Origin of the sequence: Thalassoroseus pseudoceratinae (genome assembly GCF_011634775.1) — a bacterium.
In the GTDB taxonomy this organism is placed as follows: Bacteria; Planctomycetota; Planctomycetia; order Planctomycetales; family Planctomycetaceae; genus Thalassoroseus; species Thalassoroseus pseudoceratinae.
The window spans coordinates 957,296-978,352 of sequence record NZ_JAALXT010000003.1; the positions used below are offsets into that span (position 1 = coordinate 957,296).

Here is a 21,057-nt window from a genome sequence, read left to right on the forward strand (position 1 = left end):
CGCGCTCCGACGGATACAAGGAACAGCGAGCGATGTCGCAAGATTGGGATTGGGTGGGCCAAAGCACGCGTCGCCGTCCCAAAATCGCTTGGACATTCCACGCCGATGCACCACTTCGCTCGCTCGAGTTGGTCGGTGAAACCGGCATGATTCTGCTCGCGGATCGAGCCGGGTTTCTGGCCAAAATCGACAGCGGTGGCAACCGGCTAAGGATGGTGCAAGGATTTCGGAAACTAACCCGTCTTGCAACCGGGCGAACAGCCGACTCGCCAACGTTTGTAGCGTTTCAGGAAGAGTTGCGGATGCTCGGTGCAGACTTTCAGACCGCATGGGTTCGGCGATTCAATCACCCGATCTCTGCGTTGACCGTGGAACCGTACGGGCGTTGGCTCGCAGTCGCTTTAGAGAGCGGCGACGGATACCTTATCGGTCAGAACAACGAGCGGTTCTCGGATTTCACCTCGAAGCCCCGGCCTCGACACGTCGTAGCGTGCGGACGAAAATTTGAAGTCACAGTCGCCACGAAGTACGGCCGGTTGGAGCGGTTCAATGAAACTGGTGATCTCCTTTGGACATCGGACCGGTTCGGCAACCTGGGAGACATGAAGACCGATCACCTGAGTCCTAGAATTTGGCTCGCGGCGTACAACCATGGCGTGGTCAGTCTGGAACGGAGCGGCGAGCCCGGGCCGACGTTTCTCGTGAATGGGTCGCCATCGCGAGTCGCGGTCAGCTATGACAGTCGCTTCCTTGCGGTCGGCACTCAGGAGCAGAGTTTGTATTGGCTCAACAACCGCGGTGAGTTGCTCTGGGCGACTCACGTTGCCGAAGAAATTCAATTTCTCGAAGTCGATCCGCTCGGGCATTGGTTGCTTTGTGGATTCGAGAGCGGCAAAGTCGTGCGAATCGATTGGCCCCGATGAATTTGTCTCTACGTGCTCCAGATTGGTCCGCCGAGAACATCGAGTTTCGGCTGAATGCCAAGCCCTGGTGCCGTCGATGCCGCCATCCGACCGTGTTGCCGTTGTGGAGCCCCATCCGCAGTCGAAACCGAGACGTAGCTGTTGAAATCCGTCGAAGTGAGTAGCAATTCGGTTGGAGTGCTATGAGCGAGATGGGAAATCGCAGCAGTCACGATATCCCCACCCCAGCTATCTTCAATTGTCATTGCAATGCCAAGGGAAACGCACAAATCGCGAGCTTGCTTGGCCTTCGTCAATCCACCGAACTTGCTGATCTTGATATTCACGGCATCCATCGCGAGATCCGCATGACCGCGAAGTAGCGGTTGAATTCCGTTGATCACTTCATCAAGTACAAATGGGTGGTTGGTCTGCCGACGAATCGAAAGACATTCCTCGTAGGTGAGGCAGGGCTGTTCAATGTAGACATCCAGATCCTGGACACCCCGAACAACTCGCATGGCTTCGTGCATCGTCCAACCGGTGTTTGCATCAGCAATGAGTTTGTCGCTCGGGTGCAGACGTTCGCGAACGGCATGAATTCGGGCGATATCCGTATCAGGATCGCCACCGACTTTGAGCTGAAATCGACGATATCCTTCCTCGCGATAACCGGCGACGTTGTCGGCCATTTCGTCCGGTGTGGCTTGCGAAATCGCTCGGTAGAGAACGAAGTCTTCACCATATCGCCCGCCGAGCAGGGAACACACCGGCTGATTGGTCACTTGGCCAAGAATGTCCCAGCAGGCGATGTCGATTCCGCTTTTGACATACGGATGCCCTTGCAACGCGGCATCCATCTTGCGATTGAGTTTTGTCAGTTCGACGGGATTGGCACCGATCAGATGTGGTGCAAGTTCGGCCAAGCCCGCCCGCACACCTCTCGCGTAAGCGGGGAGATAAAACGGTCCGAGCGGACAAACTTCGCCATAGCCCGTGAAGCCGGCATCGGTTTCGACTTGCACAATAGTGCTGTCAAAGACGTCGACCGATTTCCCGCCCGACCAAGAGTATCGTCCCTCATTCAGGGGCAAGTCCACTTGATAAGCCGCAATACGTGTGATCTTCATAAGTGTAATCCGGCTCGGTGGGAGGCAATCGGTCTCTCGTCGTTCGTCTTTCGTGCTAACCTAACTTGCAGGCTGTGCAGAACGGTGCTTGGCCAACAGTTCGGCGATTTGCACAGCGTTTGTGGCAGCCCCTTTGCGGAGGTTGTCACTGACACACCAGAAGCTAAGACCGTTTGGATGAGAGATGTCCTTCCGAATCCGCCCGATGAAGACTTCGTCTCGATCGGTGCAGGTGGAAGGCAACGGGTACTGTCCGCTCGCCAGGTCGTCATCCACGACAATGCCGGGAAACGCTTCGAACAGATCGCGCGCTTCCTCGGGGGAAATTGGACGATCGGTTTCGACGGTGATGGTTTCGCTATGGCAATTGGCCACGGGGATTCGCACGCAAGTCGGGTTGATCTGAATCGATTCATCCCCCAGGATTTTGCGAGTCTCGTAGACCATTTTGAGTTCTTCGCTGGTGTATCCGTCATCCTTCATGCTGCCGATTTGCGGGAGTGCATTGAAGGCGATCGGGTGGGCGAAGGCTTGATAATCGTACGACTCGCCATTGAGATGGGCCTTCGTGCCTTGCATGAGATCTTCCGTTCCTTGCAAACCGGCACCGCTGACGGCTTGATAGGTGCTGACGATCACGCGACGGACACGGGCGGCATCGTGAAGCGGTTTGAGGGCCATCACCATTTGCGTGGTGGAGCAATTCGGGCTGGCAATAATGCCCTTGGCATCCAAAGCGGCCTGAGGATTGATTTCCGGCACGACCAACGCAACATCGGGTTTCATCCGCCAGAAGCCCGACTCATCAATCACGATCGCCCCAGCAGCAACCGCGGCGGGCAAGTATTCGGCCGCCACGTCATCGGGAGTGGTCGAGATGACCAAATCGGTGTCCGCGAAGGCGTCGTGTGTCAGCTCTTCGAGTTGGTAGTCCTTGCCAGCAAATGTGAGTGTTTTACCTGCGCTGCGTTTGGACGCCAAAAATCGATACGTGTTGACGGGCAGCGCTCGCTGCTCCAGCAAACGACACATGATTCGACCCACGGCACCGGTGGCACCAACAACAGCAACAGTCTCAAACACAGTCCTTCTCCCAGCCCGGATGCGGGCGTACGTTGGGCGTCTCAAAATCTGATTGGTTCAGTATATGTCCGCAGGGAACGCGGATGCAAACGAAACCACAGTGGATATTTTGCCGATGGCTTCGTGAATTGGATTGCCACTGTCGATCGGCATTTACAGTCTGATTGGATCAACGAGAGCTTCCTTGGAATTCCCATGTAAGTCTTCGAGCAATGTGTACTTTTGCGGCGGATTCCATCTACTGGGAAATGGATTCGACTGGAATTCGACTTTCCGATGCGCTGATCTCTACTGAGAATTCTCGTAGGTTGATATACTGCGGCTTGATGATTCAATCGGTTTATAAACGGCGGTGGGTGTGGTGATGAACGTTTTGGTGATTGGCCAGGGTGGTCGTGAACATGCGTTGGCGTGGAAATTGCGTCAATCGCCGATGGTCGACGAAGTTTTTTGCGCTCCCGGGAACGCAGGGACGGCCGCCGATGCGACCAATGTCCCGATTGCGAGCGATGACATTCCCGAGTTAGTCAAATTCGCCCAAAGGAACGCCGTCGGTTTGACGGTGGTCGGACCGGAAGCTCCGTTGGTGGCCGGTATTTCCGACGCCTTCCGTGATGCCGGTTTGCGTGTGTTTGGTCCATCGCGGTTGGCTGCCGAACTTGAAGGCAGCAAGGTGTTCTCGAAAAACCTGATGCGTCAGGCGGGCGTGCCCACGGCGGAGTTCCGTGCGTTCACGAATTTCGAACACGCGTTGCAATATGTTGAAACCCGAAGCGAGCAACCGTTGGTGGTCAAAGCCGATGGGTTGGCGGCGGGGAAGGGTGTGACCGTTTGCGAGAGTCGTGAAGAAGCCAACGAGGCGATCAAACGGATCATGCAGATCAAGGAATTCGGTCAAGCCGGGCAACGCATCGTCATCGAAGAGAAACTCGTCGGCCAGGAAGCCAGTATCTTGGCGATCGTCGATGGAAAGAGCATTCTTCCACTGGAGTCCTCACAGGATCACAAACCGGCATTCGATGACGACAAAGGTCCCAACACCGGGGGAATGGGGGCGTATTCGCCAACTCCATTGGTCTCCCAAGAGTCGATGGACACGATCATCGAGAAAATTCTCATCCCGACGATTCACACGCTCCGTATGAATGACCGCCCGTTCATGGGTGTATTGTACGCCGGTTTGATGATGACTGCTCAAGGACCTCGTGTGCTCGAGTACAATGTGCGATTCGGTGACCCGGAAGCGCAACCAGTTCTGATGCGTCTGAAGACGGATGTTGCCGAGGTCTTGTTGGCTGCCAGCGAAGGCCGTTTGTCCGATCTCCCAGATTTGGAATGGGACCCGCGTCCCGCGGTCTGTGTGGTGATGGCCAGCGAAGGATATCCTGGCGATTACAAAAAAGGCCGCCCCATTCGTGGCATCGCCGACGCCGACGCAATGGACGGGGTGAAAGTTTTTCACGCAGGAACACGGATGCAAGGGGGCGACGTTCTCACCGACGGTGGGCGTGTTCTCGGCGTGACGGCTCTCGGCGACGACGTCATCGGTGCCAAGAAACGTGCCTACGAAGCTGTCAAAAAGATTCGTTGGGAAGGGGCTTGGTGTCGGAAGGATATCTCCGACAAAGCTCGTGGGTGAATTTGAAGTCGCTTCGGACTGCAAACAGACGAAGATCAACTCCGAAAACGCCACCACTTCCGTTTGCCGGAGACGGTGGCTTGAGGAGGATCGTCTTGGAATCCGGTACTATATGGTGGAGCCGCTGCCGTGCAGATGCCGCCACGTTGGACATCCTCCGGTCGGATCTTTGTCCGGGCGAATTGGAGATGCAGCCCGCCAACCGCGGAATCTTCGCACCCCCACGATTCCACAAAACCGTCCAAACGCTCCAAAAGCGTTCGCGTGTGCGTATGGTGAGAACCGTCAACCAACGGTACATTCACAGTTTGCATTGACCACACGCGACCGATCTGTAATCGCCCCGAGAGCAGCAAAGTTGCATCCGGCAGATCAAACGCGGTTCCGACACTTCGTGGAAGCACATCATCAATCCGGAATTGAAAGCCGATCGCAATCGTTTCGTACCATTGCCGATCGCAATACCGCAGCAAGGATTTCTCTCGCTCGACCAAATCCGGAAAGCTCGCTGCATTGGTCGGGATTGTTGCCAATTCGCAGTGCACACGGAGCAATTCCGCACGCGGATCATGCTGTTCATCGAGCCAATCGGCGTAAACCAATCGTGGGATGACGTCGAATGGTTCCATCGAGATCGCGTCGTGAAAAGCGTCTTCTTCAGGAAACATACCTCGGTCGATCGGCCAAACAAATTTCTTGGGAACCTGAAGAATGATAGCACAGCGTTCAATGCTGAACGGTCATACCGCAGTGCCAACGATAACGGTGATGCGGCACTGGCGGCCAGTCACCGTATCCAGTTCCTGCGTGAACGTCGCAGCCGAGAATAATCGGCGACAACCTCTTTCCACCTCGCGATGGTTTCGGTGAGAAGAATCCGAATGGCGGAACCAATCAATAAACGCAGTGGTGGGCAGTTCGGACGATTGTACTTATAATCTAGCGACGCTGCGTGAAAATTTTGAAGGGGTGTGGTGTGCAATCAGACATTGACCGAGACGAACCGGCCTGGGAGCTGGCAGCCGAGGCGATCAGCGTGCGAATTCGCTGGTTCGGTTTGATTGTCGGTTGGGTGTTGGTGAATCTCATCGAACGCAGCACGAATCAGTCCGCCTTGAACGCGATTCTTGCGTTGGGAGCCGTCTACGCTTGCTCGGATGCTTGGCATAGTCTTCGGGGCCGGATTTTTCTCGGCCAATTTCCTTTGGTGACCTCATTGATGGAAGCAATCTTTATCGGATTGCTCTGCTATTTTGACAGCGGTTTGTCCAGCCCGTTTCGGTTTTACTACTTTCTTTCGCTACTGCTCTGTGCGATTCGCTACTCCAGGGCGGTGACCTACACGACGTTCGTGCTGCACTCCACGAGCTACATTTTGCTGATAGCGCTCTCGCCGGGAGCTTCCGTCAGCGTTGGCGAAGCCCACACCTTGACCGACTTGATTTTCATGCTCGTACTGATGGGGTGGTTGACGTGGTCCGGGACGGCATTGGCGGGCATTCTGAAACGGACAGGACGAAGGTTGTCGGCCGCCAACGATCAACTTCGGGATCAGCAACGGTTGCTCGAAGAACGAATTCGCGAGCGAACCCGTGAATTACAACAATCCCAAGCGCTCTTGGTCCAGCAGGAGAAGCAGGCGGCGTTTGGACTCTTGGCGGCGGGGATCGCCCACGAAGTTGGAAATCCGCTTGCGGCGATTAGTTCTCTTGTTCAACTGCTGCAAATGCGCGATCTGGACGACTACACCAGAGAGCGGTTGCAGATGGTCGCCGATCAGCTCAATCGAATTCAACGAACGCTCCGCGAACTCGTCGGCTTCAGTCGTCCTGCGTCACTTGAACGGACTCGCTGCGATGTCCATGAACTGATCAACGGTGCCTTGAGCATCGCGAAATACTATAAACGGAAAAAGGGACGCGAGATCGTCACGCAGTTCGCTGATGATCTCCCCCGATTGCGAGTTGTTCGCGATCAGTTGGTCCAAGTCTTTTTGAATGTCGTTCTCAATGCGTTGGATGCGACCCAAGACGGTGGGCGTCTGGAGATTCGCACGAGTATGGACGATGGTCGAATTCGGGTCGATATCCGTGACAACGGACATGGAATCGCCGAAGAACATTGCAACACGATTTTTCAGCCGTATTACACCACAAAAGACTCGGGCACCGGTCTGGGACTTTTCGTTTGCCGCCATATTCTACAAGAGATTCGCAACGCCAGCATTACTTTATCTGAGTCGAGTCCCGACGGCACCACGTTTACGATTCATCTCTGCCCGGACCAGCCTTCGAACACGGCTCCCGAGCCTGATTCATTTCCCGATCAACTGATTTCAACCCCACAATAGCCCTTCAAAATGACACGTCATCGTTCCATTCTCATTGTCGAAGATGAAGAAATCATCCGGACCAGTCTCGCCGAATTTCTCGCGGGGTTGGGATATGCGGTTCAAGTGACCGGGTCCGCGCGTCAGGCGGTGCAGATGTGTCAACAGCGGGACTTCGATGTCGCCATTTGCGATGTCCAACTCCCAGACGGCGACGGTTTGGCGCTTCTGCGAAAACTGCAACAGATCAACTTGGATCTGTTCGTACTTATCATCACAGCTTACGCCACGGTCGAAAATGCGGTTGAAGCTTTCAAGGCCGGGGCGTTTGATTATCTTGTCAAACCGGTATTGTTTGAGGACCTGCGGCATAAACTGGAAACGCTGTTCAAGTTTGCGGATCTCCACGCGGAGAACCGGAGTTTGCGACGGGAATTAGGACGTCATGAACCGTTGGATCAAATCGTGGGATCGAGTCAGCGTTTGGCGGATCTTCAAGCGACGATCCGAAAAGTTGCCGTCACGAATTCCAATGTGTTACTCGTCGGCGAAACCGGAACTGGCAAAGAGTTGTTCGCACGCGCCATTCATGCGGCTGGGCCGAATAGTCAGGAAAAGTTCTTGGCGGTGAGTTGCGGCACGCGTCCGGTGGAATTGCTGGAAACGCAATTGTTTGGGGCTCGCGGGGGGGCACTGTCCGGCCGAACCGTCGATCTCCCAGGAATTCTGAAAAACGCCGGAGCGGGGACAGTTTTTCTTGATGAAGTCACATTGCTTCCCGGTGGGATTCAAGCCGAGTTGCTGCGGGCAATCGAGTATCAGGAAATTATGCCGGTCGGCGGGTCGGAGACGGTCAAGATTGAGGCTCGCATCATCGCTTCGACGACGCACGACCTTCTTCGTGAAGTCGCGGAAAACAAATTCCAAGAAGATTTGTTCTACCGATTAGACGGTGTGAAAGTCCCGATTCCCGCCTTGCGACAAAGGCTCGATGACATTCCGGAGCTGGTGGAATACTTCATCGGCAAGCATTCCCAATCGATGGGGAAACGCGTCTCCGGGGCCACGAGTGAGACCATCCGCGTGCTGATGTCCGCAGAATGGAAGGGGAATGTTCGTCAGCTCGACAATGCCATCGAACGTGCGGTCATGATGTGTGATGGCGACCGGATCGGTCCCCAAGATTTACCACCGGAGTTACTCGGGTTGTGCTCGCCGCTGCCAGATACCGACGACCTTCGCAGTGCCCTTCGGCACTACGAACGATTGCATATCATTCGTGTGCTGAGACAGTACCCCGACAAACGCCAAGCCGCCAAACGGTTGAAGTTGGGGCTATCGAGTTTGTATCGCAAAATCGAAGAACTCGGCATCGATCTCTAGGCCGTATTGTATTCTGGTCGTGCCCGTGGTGGGCGTGGAAACGCCTTTGTCCCCCGCCTCCACGTGACACTACCCACTACAATAAGAGCAAAATTGCTCTACGGAGCCGTGGTGAAATCGGCCTTCGTGTTGGTGCCTTCGGACGCATCCCAGAAGAACAAGCCGTCCGCATTGATCGTGGCACCGTCGATCAAGGTCACTTCGTCGAACACGCGGTCAATCTCCGCACGGTTCACGCAATTGGTTTCCACTTGGAACGTCGGCGGTTGACCTGGTGTGGCGCTCAGCAAGCGATTCTGCCCCGACTGCGGATCCCAGAGGAAAATATCGGAATCCAAGTCACCATCAAAATCGCTGGTGATGACCGTCGAGTAAACGTTCCCGTTAAGGGCATTCGGGGCGACCAGATTCGTTTCAACCGCAAAGACGCTCAACGAGTTATCGTTCAGGAGGACCATTCGGTTCCGGCCAGTCCCGTTGTTCAAGAAGAATAGTTCGTCGACTGCGGCCCCATCGAAATTGCCGGCTGTCGCGATCGTGAAATCGTTGCCGTTAATGGCCGCGGGGTTGATCACATTCGTCGAGAACGACGCGGAACCCGATGACGAGCCGCTGAACGTCACGAAGCGGTTTTGTCCGGACGACGGATCCCAGAAGAACAATTCATCGAGATCAGCGGCATCGGTGCGGAAGTCGCCAGCCACGATGGTGGAGAAATCGTTGCCGTTGATCAGGTTCGTGGCGACAAGATTGTCAAAGACGACAGCACCATCCCGCGACGTCACGCTGAGGTCCGGTGCAACAACGGTTCGGTTGCTACCAGACACGGGATCCCAGAAGAACATCTCAGATTCTTCAGGAGTCGTTGTGAGGAAGTTTCCGACCGTCACGCTCTCAAACACGCCGCCATTAATTTGACGGGGATCAATGGTATTGGTGAAGAAGTTTCCGGTTTCCGGATCGACGAAGCGGTTGGCCCCGGTCTGCCGATTCCAGAAGAACAACTCACGCGTGCCATCGCCTGAGAAGTCGCCCGAGACCATTTCGTCGAAGGCATCGTCGTTGATGATGGTTTCTGGTACCACATCCGGCGTGACTGTGGCGGCACTCAACACACGTCGCGTTTCCAAAACTTCGGCGGTCGCGGCCATCCGGGAATGGTTGCGGCGTCTTGCTTTTGTGGAAGCATTCTTCGCAAAGACTCCCCGGAAGCTCAGGCGACTTTTCATCCATTCGAAATGCATCATCATCTCCATCAACGATTTCCCAACTGACCAACCGCCCAATTGACGAGTTCTGTTATAACATCGCTATCGGCAAGATAGGCAGCGACGACACCCTTTGTGTATCGGGAAATCCAATAACTCTCGGTAGCCTTCGCAAAATGGTCAACCTTTAACGATTACATCGATTCCGCAAAGGGATCGCAACTCTCACCGGCACCACGCATCGTTGCCGACCGACAAGAACACGGTGCGTGACCAGTGCGGTTCAAACCGTTGCACCATGAATCAGTCGTGAAGCTCAGCGGAAATTGCAGGTTACAGTTGGCCTTATTTCTCGGCTTGGTAGCTGTCGTAGGCGGCGTAGAGGAATCCGCAGCCGGCGAGGACCAACACTCCCAATACCCCCCAAGGTCCCAGGAAACTGTAGATCAATTTGAAAATCCCGCCCTTGCGTCCGAAGTCGACCGCCTCACCAGACGCTTCGGCAGACCGCGCCATGAAGAACAGAAAGAACCCGAGCCCAATGCAACCAACGCCCCAAAGCACATTCAACCACCAAGGGCCGTCTTCTTCCTCGTCGTCATCGTCCGATGATTTTTTCTTGGCCTTGGATTTCTTGGGTTTGGTCTTTGATTTTGATGACTTCGCCGGTCGAGATTTCGCAGGCGCGGACGCCGCCCCGCGACGCCGACTGGGTCGAGGTTCTTCCTCGACATCCTCGTAGTCGTCATAGTCCCCGTAATCGTCGACGTCTCCATAGTCATCATAATCCATGCCGTCATCATACGATTCGTAATCGTCATCCTCGATCACGACCGCTTCGACAAACTCGTCTTCGGGCGGCTTGGGTTTCGGCTTGGCAGCAAACAATCCTTTGGCTTTGGCGGCCGAGCGAAATGGCCCCTCTTTCGCCTGCGACAATTGATCGTCAGGCTTGAGCTTGCCAGTCGCTGCCAGTTTCTTGAGTTGTGCCGTCGAGACGGGACCGTGCATCTTCGATCCGCGTTTGATATACCACCCGCTTGCCATGACGAATGCCGTTTGATGTGATAATTTCGAATTGCGAGGAATTGTTGCTCCAAAATACCAGAACAACAGAGCCTGGGCAAAACGCATTTGTGAAATTTGTCGGAAGACTAGCCGATGCTTGAGCGGATTTTAGAACCCGAAGTGATGGACAGCGTGGACGATGCTGTCGACTACGACGCGATGGATCATTCCGACGTCAATCGAGTATTCGTCGCAGACTATCTGACGGCACGCCGCCGCTTCGATTCCATATTCGGACGGGACTCAACCATCCTCGATGTGGGCACCGGGACAGCGTTGATTCCTATCGAATATTGTCAGCAAGGTGGTTCGGGGACCATCGTTGGCATCGACATGGCCGAAGAAATGCTCAAGCTCGGGCGGCAACGGGTCACGGAGCGTGGGCTCTCGGAACGCATTCGGTTGAAGTATGCCGATGCGAAAAAACTCGGCTTTGAGGACGGGCTGTTCGACGGCGTGATGTCGAACAGCATCGTACACCATATCCCCAAACCTGCTGACGTGTTCGGCGAGATGTTGCGCGTCTTGCGACCGGGCGGGATGTTGTTCGTCCGAGATTTAATGAGACCAGCCGACCAACACACGCTCGATCAACTTGTCGAAACGTATGCCGAGAATGAAGCTGATCACGCTCGGCAGCTATTTCGAGATTCCCTCCACGCGGCTCTCACCGTCGATGAAGTCCAAGAGATCTTACACTCCTTCGGCTATCCGAAGGAGTGGGTCTCGCAAACCTCGGATCGACATTGGACCGTCAGCGGAGTCCAACCGTAAGTTTCACTCCGCGTGTCCGCTGGGTTTCTTGGGGGGCGTTTTCTGTTGGGCGAGATACTCAACGAGATCCCGCAAATCGGACTTGCTAAGGTATTTCATCATGTCTTCGGGCATGGAACTTTTGCCCTTGGCCCGGTCGACGATCGTTTCGGTCGGCACACGGATGATGGCACCGTTCTTGTCCATGAGTTGAATGGTGTCGTCGGTTTCTTCTCGAATCACTCCGCTGATGACTTTCCCTTCATCGGTCGCGAGCAACACGGTCTCAAAACCTTTAGCGATTTGGGCATTTGGTTTGACGATGGATTCGAGAATATACCGCCGATCCTTCTGCTTGCCGATTTCGCTGAGATCCGGCCCGACGTTTCCGCCGCTGCCACCGATCATGTGACAACGTCGGCAAGAGACTTCGCTGCGACCGAAAAAGATATCCGCCCCTCGTCCGGCGTGTCCGCCTTGCAACGTTTCCGAGTACATCGCCAGCGGATCATCGCTGGGTCGAGCCGATTCGAACGCGTCGATCGCTTCTCGCAGTTTGGACGAACCGCGTTTTTCGGCGGCGTTGAGAACATCGAGTTGAACCGCCTCTGCCAACTCACCGGCTTGCAGTTGACTCATTAACCGCAAGAGCACGTCCTCAGCAGCGGGAAGTTTCATGCCCGCGAGCACATCGACAGCCTTCTGAGCTTCGACTGTTTCACCATCTGCAATGGCGGCTTCGAGTTTTGCGATGGCCGCTTCCGGTTCAAGAACCGCCAGAATCCGTAAGGCTTCCGCACGCACGAGTGGATCGGCATCCGCCACGGCCCATGTGATCTGTTCGCGGAGCGTGGCGTCTTTCAACGATTCGAGCGCCTTCAGCGCCTCGGCTCGCACTTCGCCGGGTTGATCTTTCTCCGCGAGGAGTTTTTGCAGCGTCGGCCCGACATCCTGAATGCCGTACTTCGCGGCGAGTTTGATGCCCAACTCCCGCACCTGCCGCGAACCACTGAGCATCCCGCCGAGTTTCGAACCCAGCACATCCGCCATCCACGGTGCTTCACGCGGTTCGAGCGGTCGCCACATGCCGGTCACGCGATCGGTCGGCGATGGTGCTTCCCACATCAGCAATTCTTCGAGCGCTTCCACCCGCATCGCCTCACTCGCGGACGCATCCGCTGCCACCTCCGCGACCGCTTCCGCATGTTCTTGCTGACCGAGCCGAAAATTCGCATTCAAAACCCGCCGCAACAACGCTTCGCTCATTCCGGGACGACCCGCGAGTTTTGCGAGTTCTGGTTGTGCTTTTTCTATTGGCACATCGTTGATCGCCCGCGCGGCTTCGAGAACGATCTTGGCTTCGCTGTCGTTCAGCACGGTAGCAATTTCAGGGTCTCTATTTCGCCGCAATGCAAGCGTTCGAATTAAGAGGTCGGTTTTGTCTGGCGAATTCGTCAAGAAGTTGCGATCCAATTCCGCAAAACCTAAAGCCTTGTGAGATGACAGATTTGCTGCCATCACCTGAACTGCGGCGTGGAGCAAAACCGGATCCTCTCTGACCAATTCGTATTGTCTAGCGAAGCTAAAATCTACAAGACTTGCGAGGCTACGATTGTGTGCAAATGCAAGCCACATCGGAGCAACGACATGCGGATGTTCTTCGATTCCTAGTACGGCAGAAGGAGTGATGTTCTCGGTGTTCACCAACATCATTACGTCTTCGATTGACAGTAAGCGACATAGGACTTCGAAGGCTGGCCGCCGAATTGCTGGGCTCTCATCGCTGATAAGACTCTTTAGCGGCTCGTACAAATCGAGAACACGCCGGCCAGCCGGTTGACGTCGAATTTCGGATACCAGTCGCTTCTGTAGCGCAAACGACTCGGAGAGGACATCGATGTTTCGAGCGACTCGCAGAGAATGCACTTCCTTGCGAATCATATCTTTCGGTATTTGGCGGACAAATTGTCCGAGTGCCCAGATCGCATGGATACGTGCGAGCTCTGATTGATCCGTTTTCGCCACTTCGATTAACTTGGCACGCTGGTTCTGCTTGACCATTTCAAACTGCGCCGCCAATCGCACGCGTTGATCGACGTGCCCTAACAGTTCGACAAGTTGCTCCACGGAAGTGCTGCCGAATCCCTCGCGGAACAACTTCGCGACTTCCGCCGCTTTCTCACTTTCCGAGTTCGTCAACCGATACAACCGCCCTTTGCCTTCGCCGTTCCAGCCGTTGACCCAGTCGGTCCAGTACATATTGCCGTCGTAGCCGAAGTCGACGTCGGTGGCGAGGGTGGACCAGAGGAATTGTTCGTTCTTGACGAGTTCGAAACTCGCGCCTTTCGGTTTGACGGCGATCGCGCGGATGCCGCTTTGACCGGCTCCGCCGCGGAAGTCGCACAGGAAGAAATTGCCGTTGTACTTCTCCGGCAAACCCACGCCGGGATAGTGGACCAATCCGCTGGGCCCATCACTCACGTTCGCCACCGGCGGCACGATGTACGCGGGTTGGATATCTTTCGCGACGCTCCCCTTCGGCACACCGCCGGGACCTTCCTTCTCGAGCGGTGGGGCGTCGTGCGGGTACCACATCATCTCCCGATTCCACGGGCCGCGATCGGGAAGGTATTGGTAATACATCCGCCAACCGGCATCCATGCCCTCGACGATATGCACCCACCGGGCTTGGTCGCCGCTGTCGGAATTGTTGTCGCAGGTGAAGAGATTGCCGTAGTCGTCGAAGGCCAGTTCCTGCGGGTTTCGGAGTCCGTACGCGAAGACTTCGAGATCGCTGCCATCAAGTTCACACCGCAAGACGGCTCCCGTATCGGGATGGTGTAACTTGACGCCTTCCTTCGTGATGACGTGAAAACCACGGTCGCCGATGCTGAAATACAAGCGGCCATCGGGACCGATCGTCAGTCCGTGCATGTCGTGACCGCGAAACGCAAACCGCACGCCATAGCCATCGCTGAGCACTTCCCGCGTGTCGGTTTGGCCGTCGCCGGTGGAATCGCGGAACTTGTAGAGCTTGGGAATACAGGTGTAATAGACATCGCCGCGATGAGCCAACACACCCGCTCCGGTTCCATCCACGATGTCGTTGAATCCATCGACGTAGATCGTCGATTCATCGACCTTGCCATCGCCATCGGTGTCCGTCAGCAGACGGATGCGGTCTTGCTCTTTCGCGTAGTCGGCTGCCTTCTCGCCGAGGTGTTTTTTGATGTATGCCAACCGGTCTTCCACGGTTTGGGCAGCGAGATCGTCGTGCAGCCAATCCATGTGACTGCGATTGTCCTCTACACCTTTCTGCTGGCGAAACGTTTCGCAGATATAGAAGCGACCTTGTTCGTCGATGTCGAAAGCGACCGGGTTCGCGAGTAGCGGTTCGGCGGCAACGAGTTCCACTTGGAAACCGTCCGGAATTTTGAAGCCTTCAATCGCCTGCTGGCCTTCGTTCGAGGCGGGCGCAATCGGCGGACGGTAAGAATCTTCAGCAGCCAGATGGGTCCAACAGGCAAGTCCGAACAGGAACGCAGCACTGAACAGGGGAAAGATGGGTAAACGAGTCTTCAACGGTCGAGCCTCCGGACAATAGGAATTGCAAGACCTCTCACTTTAGCCGATCCAACATTCCACTGACAACTCGGGGAATCGATCGTTGATTGTTGGTAGTTCTCGGTGTAGTTTAGAGTTCTACACACATGCGATCGAATTCCTGGTACCACGCCTCCTCTACAGTCGTGTTGTTGCCCGTCGCGCGGTAGCCGGACATTTCGATTGACCGATCGACATTTTATCTATTTCTGAGTCGAAAACCTCACATGCGAAACGTTCTCAGCGTCATTTTGGGCGGCGGTAAAGGCACTCGGTTATTTCCGCTCACACGCTACCGTTCCAAGCCCGCCGTACCGTTGGCCGGGAAATATCGGCTGATCGATATCCCAATCTCGAACTGTATGAATAGCGGTATCAACCGGATGTACCTGCTGACGCAGTTCAATTCGGTCAGTCTGCACCGTCATATTCGCCAGACTTACAACTTCGATAACTTCTCCGGCGGTTTTGTCGAGATTCTGGCCGCACAGCAGACGAACAATCGCGGGACGGATTGGTACCAAGGCACGGCGGACGCGGTTCGCAAGCAGTTGCGGTATTTTGACCAACCGGGCATCGACTACATTCTGATTCTCTCCGGCGATCAACTATACCGGATGAACTACGCGGACATGCTGAAGACATGTCAGGATGCGGACGCCGACGTGTCCATCGCCGTGCTGCCGGTCGCCAGTGAAGAAGCTCATGCGTTTGGGATCATGAAACTCGATCCGTCGTTCCGCGTGGTCGATTTCGTCGAGAAACCGAAAACACCGGAAGCCCTTGCGGATGCCCGGACCGATCCCGCCAAGATTGACGAACTCGGTTTCGAAAGCCGAGGCCGCGATTGTCTTGCGAACATGGGGATCTATCTGTTCAAGAAGGACGTGTTGTTCGAACTCCTCGAAGGGAACGATTACGAAGACTTCGGCAAGCAGATTTTCCCACTCGCATTGAAAGAGAAGAAGGTTCAAGCTCACCTATTTGACGGCTACTGGGAAGACATTGGGACGGTGAAGGCGTTCTACGAGGCGAACTTGGCGTTGGCACAACCGAAGCCACCGTTTCGATTTGTCGCCGGGAACGAACCGATCTACACGCACGCCCGATTCCTGCCGCCGACGCAAATTTCCGGAGCGACCATCAACAACAGCATGATCGCCGATGGCTGCGAAATCGGTGAAGGCACCGTCATCGAAAATAGCGTTGTCGGTCTTCGATGCCGCATCGGACGGAACGCCGTCATCAAGGATTCGATCTTGATGGGTGCCGACTTCTACGAATACGGCGGTGCCTACGGTGCTTCGGAAATGCAATCCGAGAACATTGGATCGGGCAGCCACGTTGAAGGGGCGATCATCGACAAGAACTGTCGAATCGGTCGGAATGTTACGATCAAACCTGGTCCCGACATGTCCGACAACGAGGACTTCACAGAGCCAGTCGTCGTGCGAGACGGTGTGATCTTCGTGCAAAAAGAGGCCCAATTGCCCGAAGGCTATGTGTTCCGCCCTCATTGATGCGGAATCGTTATTCAGCATGCACGGTTCGCTGACCTTGGGCGTTCCGTGCATAAGCTGAACGATCGGTGTGTTATTCGTCCCATGACGGAGCGAATTTGAACACCTCGACGATCCAACGATCGCCGACTTCGACACCCTTCTTTTTCGTCAGTCGGCCTTTCACTCGGACCATTTTCCCGCTCAGTTGGCCGGCCTCTTCTGACCACTCTTTGTTTGCACTCAGGTCGAGTTCCAAAGAGATGTTGTCGACTTCGACGGTTGTTCCCGTCGTCTCGCCGCCGATCACCACAACTCCGTGCTGAAGTTTCCCACGGATGTCGACAATAATGCGTTCGGTGGCATCGGCAAAGTCGTCTCCGGGTTCAAGCGGCTTTCCGTTGACGCTCCGAACTCCCGCTTTGAGCACCTTGACCAACGCGTAGCCAAAACCAGGACCGCCGATTTTGGTTGCCGCTGACCGCACCTGCAAATTGCCTTTCGCGTCCAATTCCATCGCCATGAGAATTCGATTTGGCCCGCTCACGGTCGCGACAATCACCATGTCGCGAGTGAAATTGATTTCCGGAACTTCAGCGGTTCCCCGCCAAGCCTTCCAGACTTTCGCCCAGGTTTTCTGATCGGTGATGAACCCAGACTTCGGGGCGACGTTTCGCGACTCACTGTTCCGCAACACGCCCTTCCAGTCTTCCAGCGGCTTGACGACACCCGCGAAGACCGATGGGCCTCCGCAAATTCCCGCGATGTAGAGAATGCCCGCGAAGATGAGTTGCTGTCGTGTGTTTGGTCCGACCATTGTGTGAAACTCCTTAGAATCCGTGGCTCGAATGAGTTCAGATTTTGTTGAAAGTCATGCTCTCAGTCTCATAGCGGCTTTTGCATCGCAGCGGTCCTGACTCCATCGTTTTTTCGCGTGCATTGCGGACACAGTCAGCCGTCATCCAGTCTCGCATTCCGGGACCGATTTCACCAACGCGGTGAATTTCACACCTCGTCGGATGGCTCAACCTGAAGGTGCGAATACGCGGCAAGGCTGGTTTCCGCTGGGATTTGAACTGACCCGCGAAGGACGCTATGCGGTCCGATTTCGCAGTTCTCGCCAATTCCGACAGGGCCGTCGATGACCACAAATGGATGAATGGTGGTGTCGCTCTCGATACGGGCCCGCGGATCGATGGAGACTTGCGTGGGATCGAGGATGGTCACACCATCTCGCATCCGAGATTCCAACGACGCCGTATGAATCGCCTGGCGAACAGTCGCTAACTGCGATCGCGTGTTGACGCCAATTGCTTCCGCGATGTCGAACTGCATGCTGGCCACTACGGGGTCGCCGTCGGCCTTCATGATTGCAGGGCAGTCGGTGAGATAGTACTCACCCTGTTCATTGTCGGTGCTGAGTTTCGTCAATGATTGCAGAAGTTTTCGGCAATCGAACGCGAAGCACCCGGTGTTGATTTCCGTAATCTGTTGCTCTTCGGGCGAGGCGTCTTTTTGCTCGACAATTCGCAGGAAGTTGCCGCTATCGTCGCGAACAATTCGTCCTAGTCCGAAATTCGCTTCCGTATCCGCTGTCCCAATCACACAGGCAGCACGCTCGTCAGCTTGCACACGCAGCAAGCCTTCCAACGAAGAACTTTTCAGCAGCGGCGTATCACCGGCGAGCACCAAGACCGAACCATCATGGTCGTCGAGATGCTCACGACACATCATCACTGCATGCCCGGTCCCTTTTTGATCGGATTGCAAGGCGAATTCCACATCGGAGTGGTGCGACAGGCTGGATTGAACCTCATTCGCCTTGTGACCGACGACGACCACAATTCGGTCCACACCAGCGCCGCGAGCGGCATCCAAAACGTATTCGATCATTGGACGACCGAAAATCGGATGCAGAACTTTCGGCACGCTGGACTTCATCCGCGTACTTTTTCCAGCAGCCAGCACAACGGCGACGAGAGCAGACATTTTGGCACCACCAATTTGGATGAACGACTCTTCCAACTCAGTCAAACGGTGCTATAGCAGATGTGACGCGTTTGGTGAAGACGCTATTTCAAATCCCAAGCTTCAACCCAACGCACATTGTCCACTTTCATGCCAAATTTTTTCACAAGTCGTTCTTCGAAGTCGGGCATATGGGCGGCTCCGTAGAAAATCGCAATTTTCTTGGTGCCTTTGTCGAGTTCTTCCTGATAAACCTTGAGAGCGGCCTGGTTCCGGTCTTCGACCAGAAGCGTGTTCAAGGTTTCGCCCAAAGCCGCTGATGCTTGCGGATCACCGAGTTGCAAGGCCATCATTCGGCGAAGTTTCTTGCCACCGTCCGGATTGAAAAGCAAATCCATCAACGAGATTTGCGGGACGGAACCCGGATCAGCCGCTTGCTTGGCAGCCATACGATTGCTTTCGCGGATCATATCTCGCAGGATGCCCAGAATGAGAGTGAATCCCGTATCGCCACGTTCTTCCATGGCCTTCTTCATTTCGGCGGGCGACATATCTGCGTGCTTGAAATTCTCCTTGGAGTAGTCGACAACCCGCAGTTGAGAATCCAGCTTCAGCATGTTCTTGAGCATCTGAACCGGGAACATATCGCCGCCCTTCCGGCCACCTTTGGGAACTCGCGTCCCCTTTTCAGCGACCAATTCGTAGAGCACGACATCATATTTCGTGAACTCTTCGTTGAGAGTGCGGTAATAAGAGGTATCCCCGACATGGACCGCTCCGATGAGGTCCAGAACGACGTCGGGCTTACCGGCTGCGGGTACGAATCGAACGATCGAGGTCTCCAACGCCAACGGTTCCCCGTCATCGTTGCGACGAATGCGAATATATCGCGATTCGGGGTGCTCCAACTTGGTTTCGTCGGCATCGGTCTTGGGTTCAACGCTGGGCTTTTCAGACGTTTCCGGTTCGACGGTCGCTGGAGGAGCCGAAAAACCAATCGCTGGCAACCCGACGGTTAAAGCATACGCAGCAAATGAACAAAAGAGCCAGCGGGACATACGGGCGGTCGGCATCGGTCAACTCCGTAGCGGATGACAGGTAAGTTTCGTTTCTATTGTTTGGCCAATTGCTTGGTTCCGTCAAGTGGCTGGGATTGCGAGGGCAGGTTTTTCTTCGATCGATAGCTCACTTTGCGTCGTGTGTCGTGCATCCTGAAGTTCGACACGCTATCATCCGTCCTTCATCATTTCCTCAGTCAAGTCGGACTGCCCGTCGATGCCTTCGACTGTCCTGGTCATCTCGTTTGATCGACTGCCAGCTCACGCGTTGGGCTGTTATGGCGGTGTCGGTGCACAGACTCCCCAGCTGGATCGTTTAGCCGCCGAAGGCGTGGTTTTCGATTCCCATTACTTGGAAGACGTCGGAACGGAATCTCCTCGTCATGCATGGTGGAGCGGGCGATACGAACATGCATCGCCGGATGAACCGTCGTCACCGAATCTGTTTGAGCTATTGATCGAGCACGATGTTGACGTGCAATTGATCACGCATTCACACGTCACGACCGATGAGGACCAAAATCCTGCCGAAGACGAGAATGTCGCAAAAGAAGTCCCTGATCTCGACCGACGCGTTTTCGATCGAGGGCTTGAGCAACTCCGAAAGTGGTTGGGGACACCCGCAGATCGGTCGCGTTTATTGTGGCTGCACACGCCGGGCTATGCGGATTTTCAAAAGGTCGAGACTTGGCCTTCGGTTCCTTCGGCGGGCGGTTTTGATGTCGAACTTTATGACACGTTGATCCAGGCGGCTCGGGACGGTGCGAACGTGTCCCAAGAACAGCAGGAACTTTGGCGGCAAATCCAGCGGGATCGAGTTACAGAGATCGATCGCCAGATCGGATTGCTGTGCGACGAAATCCGCAACGCTGACCATTCCCCTGTGGTTGTCGTCACCGTCGCACGCGGCGACGTGCCAATCCTTTCGTCACTTGTGCCCGATTGTCCGGCAACATTATCAATCTCGCATGTTCGAGTCCCTCAAATTGTTTGGGGAACACAAAAAAAAGCCGCAATGCGTCGCAAAGAACTCACGCAAACGGTTGATATCGCGCCAACCTTGCTAAAAATGTTGACAGATGTGGAACCTCCCGACCATTGGGTCGGACAGGATCTCGGTCAGCTCCTCAATACACCAATGGCGAATGTCTCTGATTGGAATTGCGATTCCATCAAGTTGGGGGCGAATCGGAAATTCTGTTTCGGCGTCAGAACAGCGGATTATTACTTGGCCGTCGAGGGAGAGGACGATGCGTTTGTCGAGGACATTGCCATGCTCTTCCAGCTCCCGGAAGATGCCCATGGTGTTCACAATCTTGCGAGACAGGAGCCAAGTGTAGTGGAGGAGCTCATCGAGAAATATCGCGAATTTCGGACGAGTTGCGAAAAAGTTGGTGAGGATTTGGGGAAGGAATCGTCACAAACTTAGACAGG

Annotated in this window: 16 protein-coding genes; 7 read left to right on the top strand and 9 right to left on the bottom strand. The window is 55.0% G+C overall.

What is annotated here, in order from left to right; all coding sequences use genetic code 11:
* The first annotated feature begins 32 nt into the window (after positions 1–32).
* Complete coding sequence (locus G6R38_RS13730) at positions 33–923, top strand: hypothetical protein (protein ID WP_166826211.1); 891 nt, start codon at positions 33–35, stop codon at positions 921–923.
* Between the two features lie 8 nt (positions 924–931).
* Here G6R38_RS13730 and G6R38_RS13735 read toward each other — a convergent pair whose 3' ends face one another.
* Both G6R38_RS13735 and G6R38_RS13740 read right to left on the bottom strand, forming a co-directional pair.
* Positions 932–2,032 carry a cis-3-hydroxy-L-proline dehydratase gene (locus G6R38_RS13735; RefSeq protein WP_166826213.1) on the bottom strand — a complete coding sequence of 367 codons (1,101 nt, stop codon included), beginning with the start codon at positions 2,030–2,032 and terminating at the stop codon, positions 932–934.
* Between the two features lie 60 nt (positions 2,033–2,092).
* Entirely contained in the window at positions 2,093–3,115 is a 1,023-nt protein-coding gene (locus tag G6R38_RS13740; RefSeq protein WP_166826215.1) for an aspartate-semialdehyde dehydrogenase, read from the bottom strand.
* Positions 3,116–3,479: 364 nt separating this feature from the next.
* Here G6R38_RS13740 and purD point away from each other — a divergent pair, with 364 nt between their 5' ends.
* Positions 3,480–4,754 (top strand): phosphoribosylamine--glycine ligase, encoded by a 1,275-nt coding sequence (gene purD / locus G6R38_RS13745; RefSeq protein ID WP_166826217.1) that lies wholly within the window; start codon positions 3,480–3,482, stop codon positions 4,752–4,754.
* Positions 4,755–4,789: 35 nt separating this feature from the next.
* Here the strand turns inward: purD and G6R38_RS13750 are convergent, their stop codons facing one another.
* On the bottom strand, positions 4,790–5,422 hold the full coding sequence (locus tag G6R38_RS13750) for a TIGR02996 domain-containing protein (protein ID WP_166826220.1): 633 nt from the start codon (positions 5,420–5,422) through the stop codon (positions 4,790–4,792).
* 284 nt (positions 5,423–5,706) lie between these two features.
* Between G6R38_RS13750 and G6R38_RS13755 the strand changes: the two genes are divergently transcribed.
* Both G6R38_RS13755 and G6R38_RS13760 read left to right on the top strand, forming a co-directional pair.
* Positions 5,707–7,104 carry a sensor histidine kinase gene (locus G6R38_RS13755; protein ID WP_166826224.1) on the top strand — a complete coding sequence of 466 codons (1,398 nt, stop codon included), beginning with the start codon at positions 5,707–5,709 and terminating at the stop codon, positions 7,102–7,104.
* Positions 7,105–7,113: 9 nt separating this feature from the next.
* A complete protein-coding gene (locus G6R38_RS13760; RefSeq protein WP_166826228.1) occupies positions 7,114–8,466 on the top strand; it encodes a sigma-54-dependent transcriptional regulator in 1,353 nt (450 codons plus the stop codon).
* Between the two features lie 98 nt (positions 8,467–8,564).
* Here the strand turns inward: G6R38_RS13760 and G6R38_RS13765 are convergent, their stop codons facing one another.
* A complete protein-coding gene (locus G6R38_RS13765; RefSeq protein ID WP_166826231.1) occupies positions 8,565–9,695 on the bottom strand; it encodes a hypothetical protein in 1,131 nt (376 codons plus the stop codon).
* Positions 9,696–10,019: 324 nt separating this feature from the next.
* Entirely contained in the window at positions 10,020–10,721 is a 702-nt protein-coding gene (locus G6R38_RS13770; protein WP_166826234.1) for a GYF domain-containing protein, read from the bottom strand.
* A gap of 114 nt (positions 10,722–10,835) precedes the next feature.
* Here G6R38_RS13770 and G6R38_RS13775 point away from each other — a divergent pair, with 114 nt between their 5' ends.
* Positions 10,836–11,516, top strand: coding sequence for a class I SAM-dependent methyltransferase (locus tag G6R38_RS13775; protein WP_166826236.1), 681 nt, complete (start codon positions 10,836–10,838; stop codon positions 11,514–11,516).
* Between the two features lie 3 nt (positions 11,517–11,519).
* On the opposite strand, the gene G6R38_RS13780 is transcribed toward G6R38_RS13775, so the two are convergent.
* The gene (locus G6R38_RS13780) at positions 11,520–15,077 is read right to left on the bottom strand and encodes a PVC-type heme-binding CxxCH protein (protein ID WP_166826239.1); all 3,558 of its coding nucleotides are present in this window, start codon (positions 15,075–15,077) and stop codon (positions 11,520–11,522) included.
* A 248-nt stretch (positions 15,078–15,325) separates the two neighbouring features.
* Here G6R38_RS13780 and G6R38_RS13785 point away from each other — a divergent pair, with 248 nt between their 5' ends.
* On the top strand, positions 15,326–16,618 hold the full coding sequence (locus G6R38_RS13785) for a glucose-1-phosphate adenylyltransferase (RefSeq protein ID WP_166826242.1): 1,293 nt from the start codon (positions 15,326–15,328) through the stop codon (positions 16,616–16,618).
* Positions 16,619–16,691: 73 nt separating this feature from the next.
* On the opposite strand, the gene G6R38_RS13790 is transcribed toward G6R38_RS13785, so the two are convergent.
* The 3 genes from G6R38_RS13790 to G6R38_RS13800 all read right to left on the bottom strand — a co-directional run bounded on the left by G6R38_RS13790 (position 16,692) and on the right by G6R38_RS13800 (position 19,638).
* Positions 16,692–17,414, bottom strand: coding sequence for a hypothetical protein (locus tag G6R38_RS13790; RefSeq protein WP_166826245.1), 723 nt, complete (start codon positions 17,412–17,414; stop codon positions 16,692–16,694).
* 188 nt (positions 17,415–17,602) lie between these two features.
* Positions 17,603–18,586 (bottom strand): NTP transferase domain-containing protein, encoded by a 984-nt coding sequence (locus tag G6R38_RS13795; RefSeq protein WP_166826248.1) that lies wholly within the window; start codon positions 18,584–18,586, stop codon positions 17,603–17,605.
* A gap of 83 nt (positions 18,587–18,669) precedes the next feature.
* Positions 18,670–19,638: a hypothetical protein gene (locus G6R38_RS13800; protein WP_166826251.1), complete on the bottom strand. Its 969-nt coding sequence runs from the start codon at positions 19,636–19,638 to the stop codon at positions 18,670–18,672.
* A 202-nt stretch (positions 19,639–19,840) separates the two neighbouring features.
* On the opposite strand from G6R38_RS13800, the gene G6R38_RS13805 reads away from it, so the two are divergent.
* Positions 19,841–21,052 carry a sulfatase-like hydrolase/transferase gene (locus tag G6R38_RS13805; protein WP_166826254.1) on the top strand — a complete coding sequence of 404 codons (1,212 nt, stop codon included), beginning with the start codon at positions 19,841–19,843 and terminating at the stop codon, positions 21,050–21,052.
* Positions 21,053–21,057 lie beyond the last annotated feature (5 nt).

Bases quoted from the DNA above. Each gene is read 5' to 3' on its own strand.
- G6R38_RS13775 (WP_166826236.1), top strand. From the start codon at position 10,836: ATGCTTGAGCGGATTTTAGAACCCGAAGTGATGGACAGCGTGGACGAT.
- purD (WP_166826217.1), top strand. From the start codon at position 3,480: ATGAACGTTTTGGTGATTGGCCAGGGTGGTCGTGAACATGCGTTGGCG.
- G6R38_RS13730 (WP_166826211.1), top strand. From the start codon at position 33: ATGTCGCAAGATTGGGATTGGGTGGGCCAAAGCACGCGTCGCCGTCCC.
- G6R38_RS13760 (WP_166826228.1), top strand. From the start codon at position 7,114: ATGACACGTCATCGTTCCATTCTCATTGTCGAAGATGAAGAAATCATC.
- G6R38_RS13770 (WP_166826234.1), bottom strand. From the start codon at position 10,721: ATGGCAAGCGGGTGGTATATCAAACGCGGATCGAAGATGCACGGTCCC.
- G6R38_RS13750 (WP_166826220.1), bottom strand. From the start codon at position 5,422: ATGTTTCCTGAAGAAGACGCTTTTCACGACGCGATCTCGATGGAACCA.
- G6R38_RS13795 (WP_166826248.1), bottom strand. From the start codon at position 18,586: ATGTCTGCTCTCGTCGCCGTTGTGCTGGCTGCTGGAAAAAGTACGCGG.
- G6R38_RS13735 (WP_166826213.1), bottom strand. From the start codon at position 2,032: ATGAAGATCACACGTATTGCGGCTTATCAAGTGGACTTGCCCCTGAAT.
- G6R38_RS13790 (WP_166826245.1), bottom strand. From the start codon at position 17,414: ATGGTCGGACCAAACACACGACAGCAACTCATCTTCGCGGGCATTCTC.
- G6R38_RS13800 (WP_166826251.1), bottom strand. From the start codon at position 19,638: ATGCCGACCGCCCGTATGTCCCGCTGGCTCTTTTGTTCATTTGCTGCG.
- G6R38_RS13785 (WP_166826242.1), top strand. From the start codon at position 15,326: ATGCGAAACGTTCTCAGCGTCATTTTGGGCGGCGGTAAAGGCACTCGG.
- G6R38_RS13765 (WP_166826231.1), bottom strand. From the start codon at position 9,695: ATGAAAAGTCGCCTGAGCTTCCGGGGAGTCTTTGCGAAGAATGCTTCC.
- G6R38_RS13805 (WP_166826254.1), top strand. From the start codon at position 19,841: ATGCCTTCGACTGTCCTGGTCATCTCGTTTGATCGACTGCCAGCTCAC.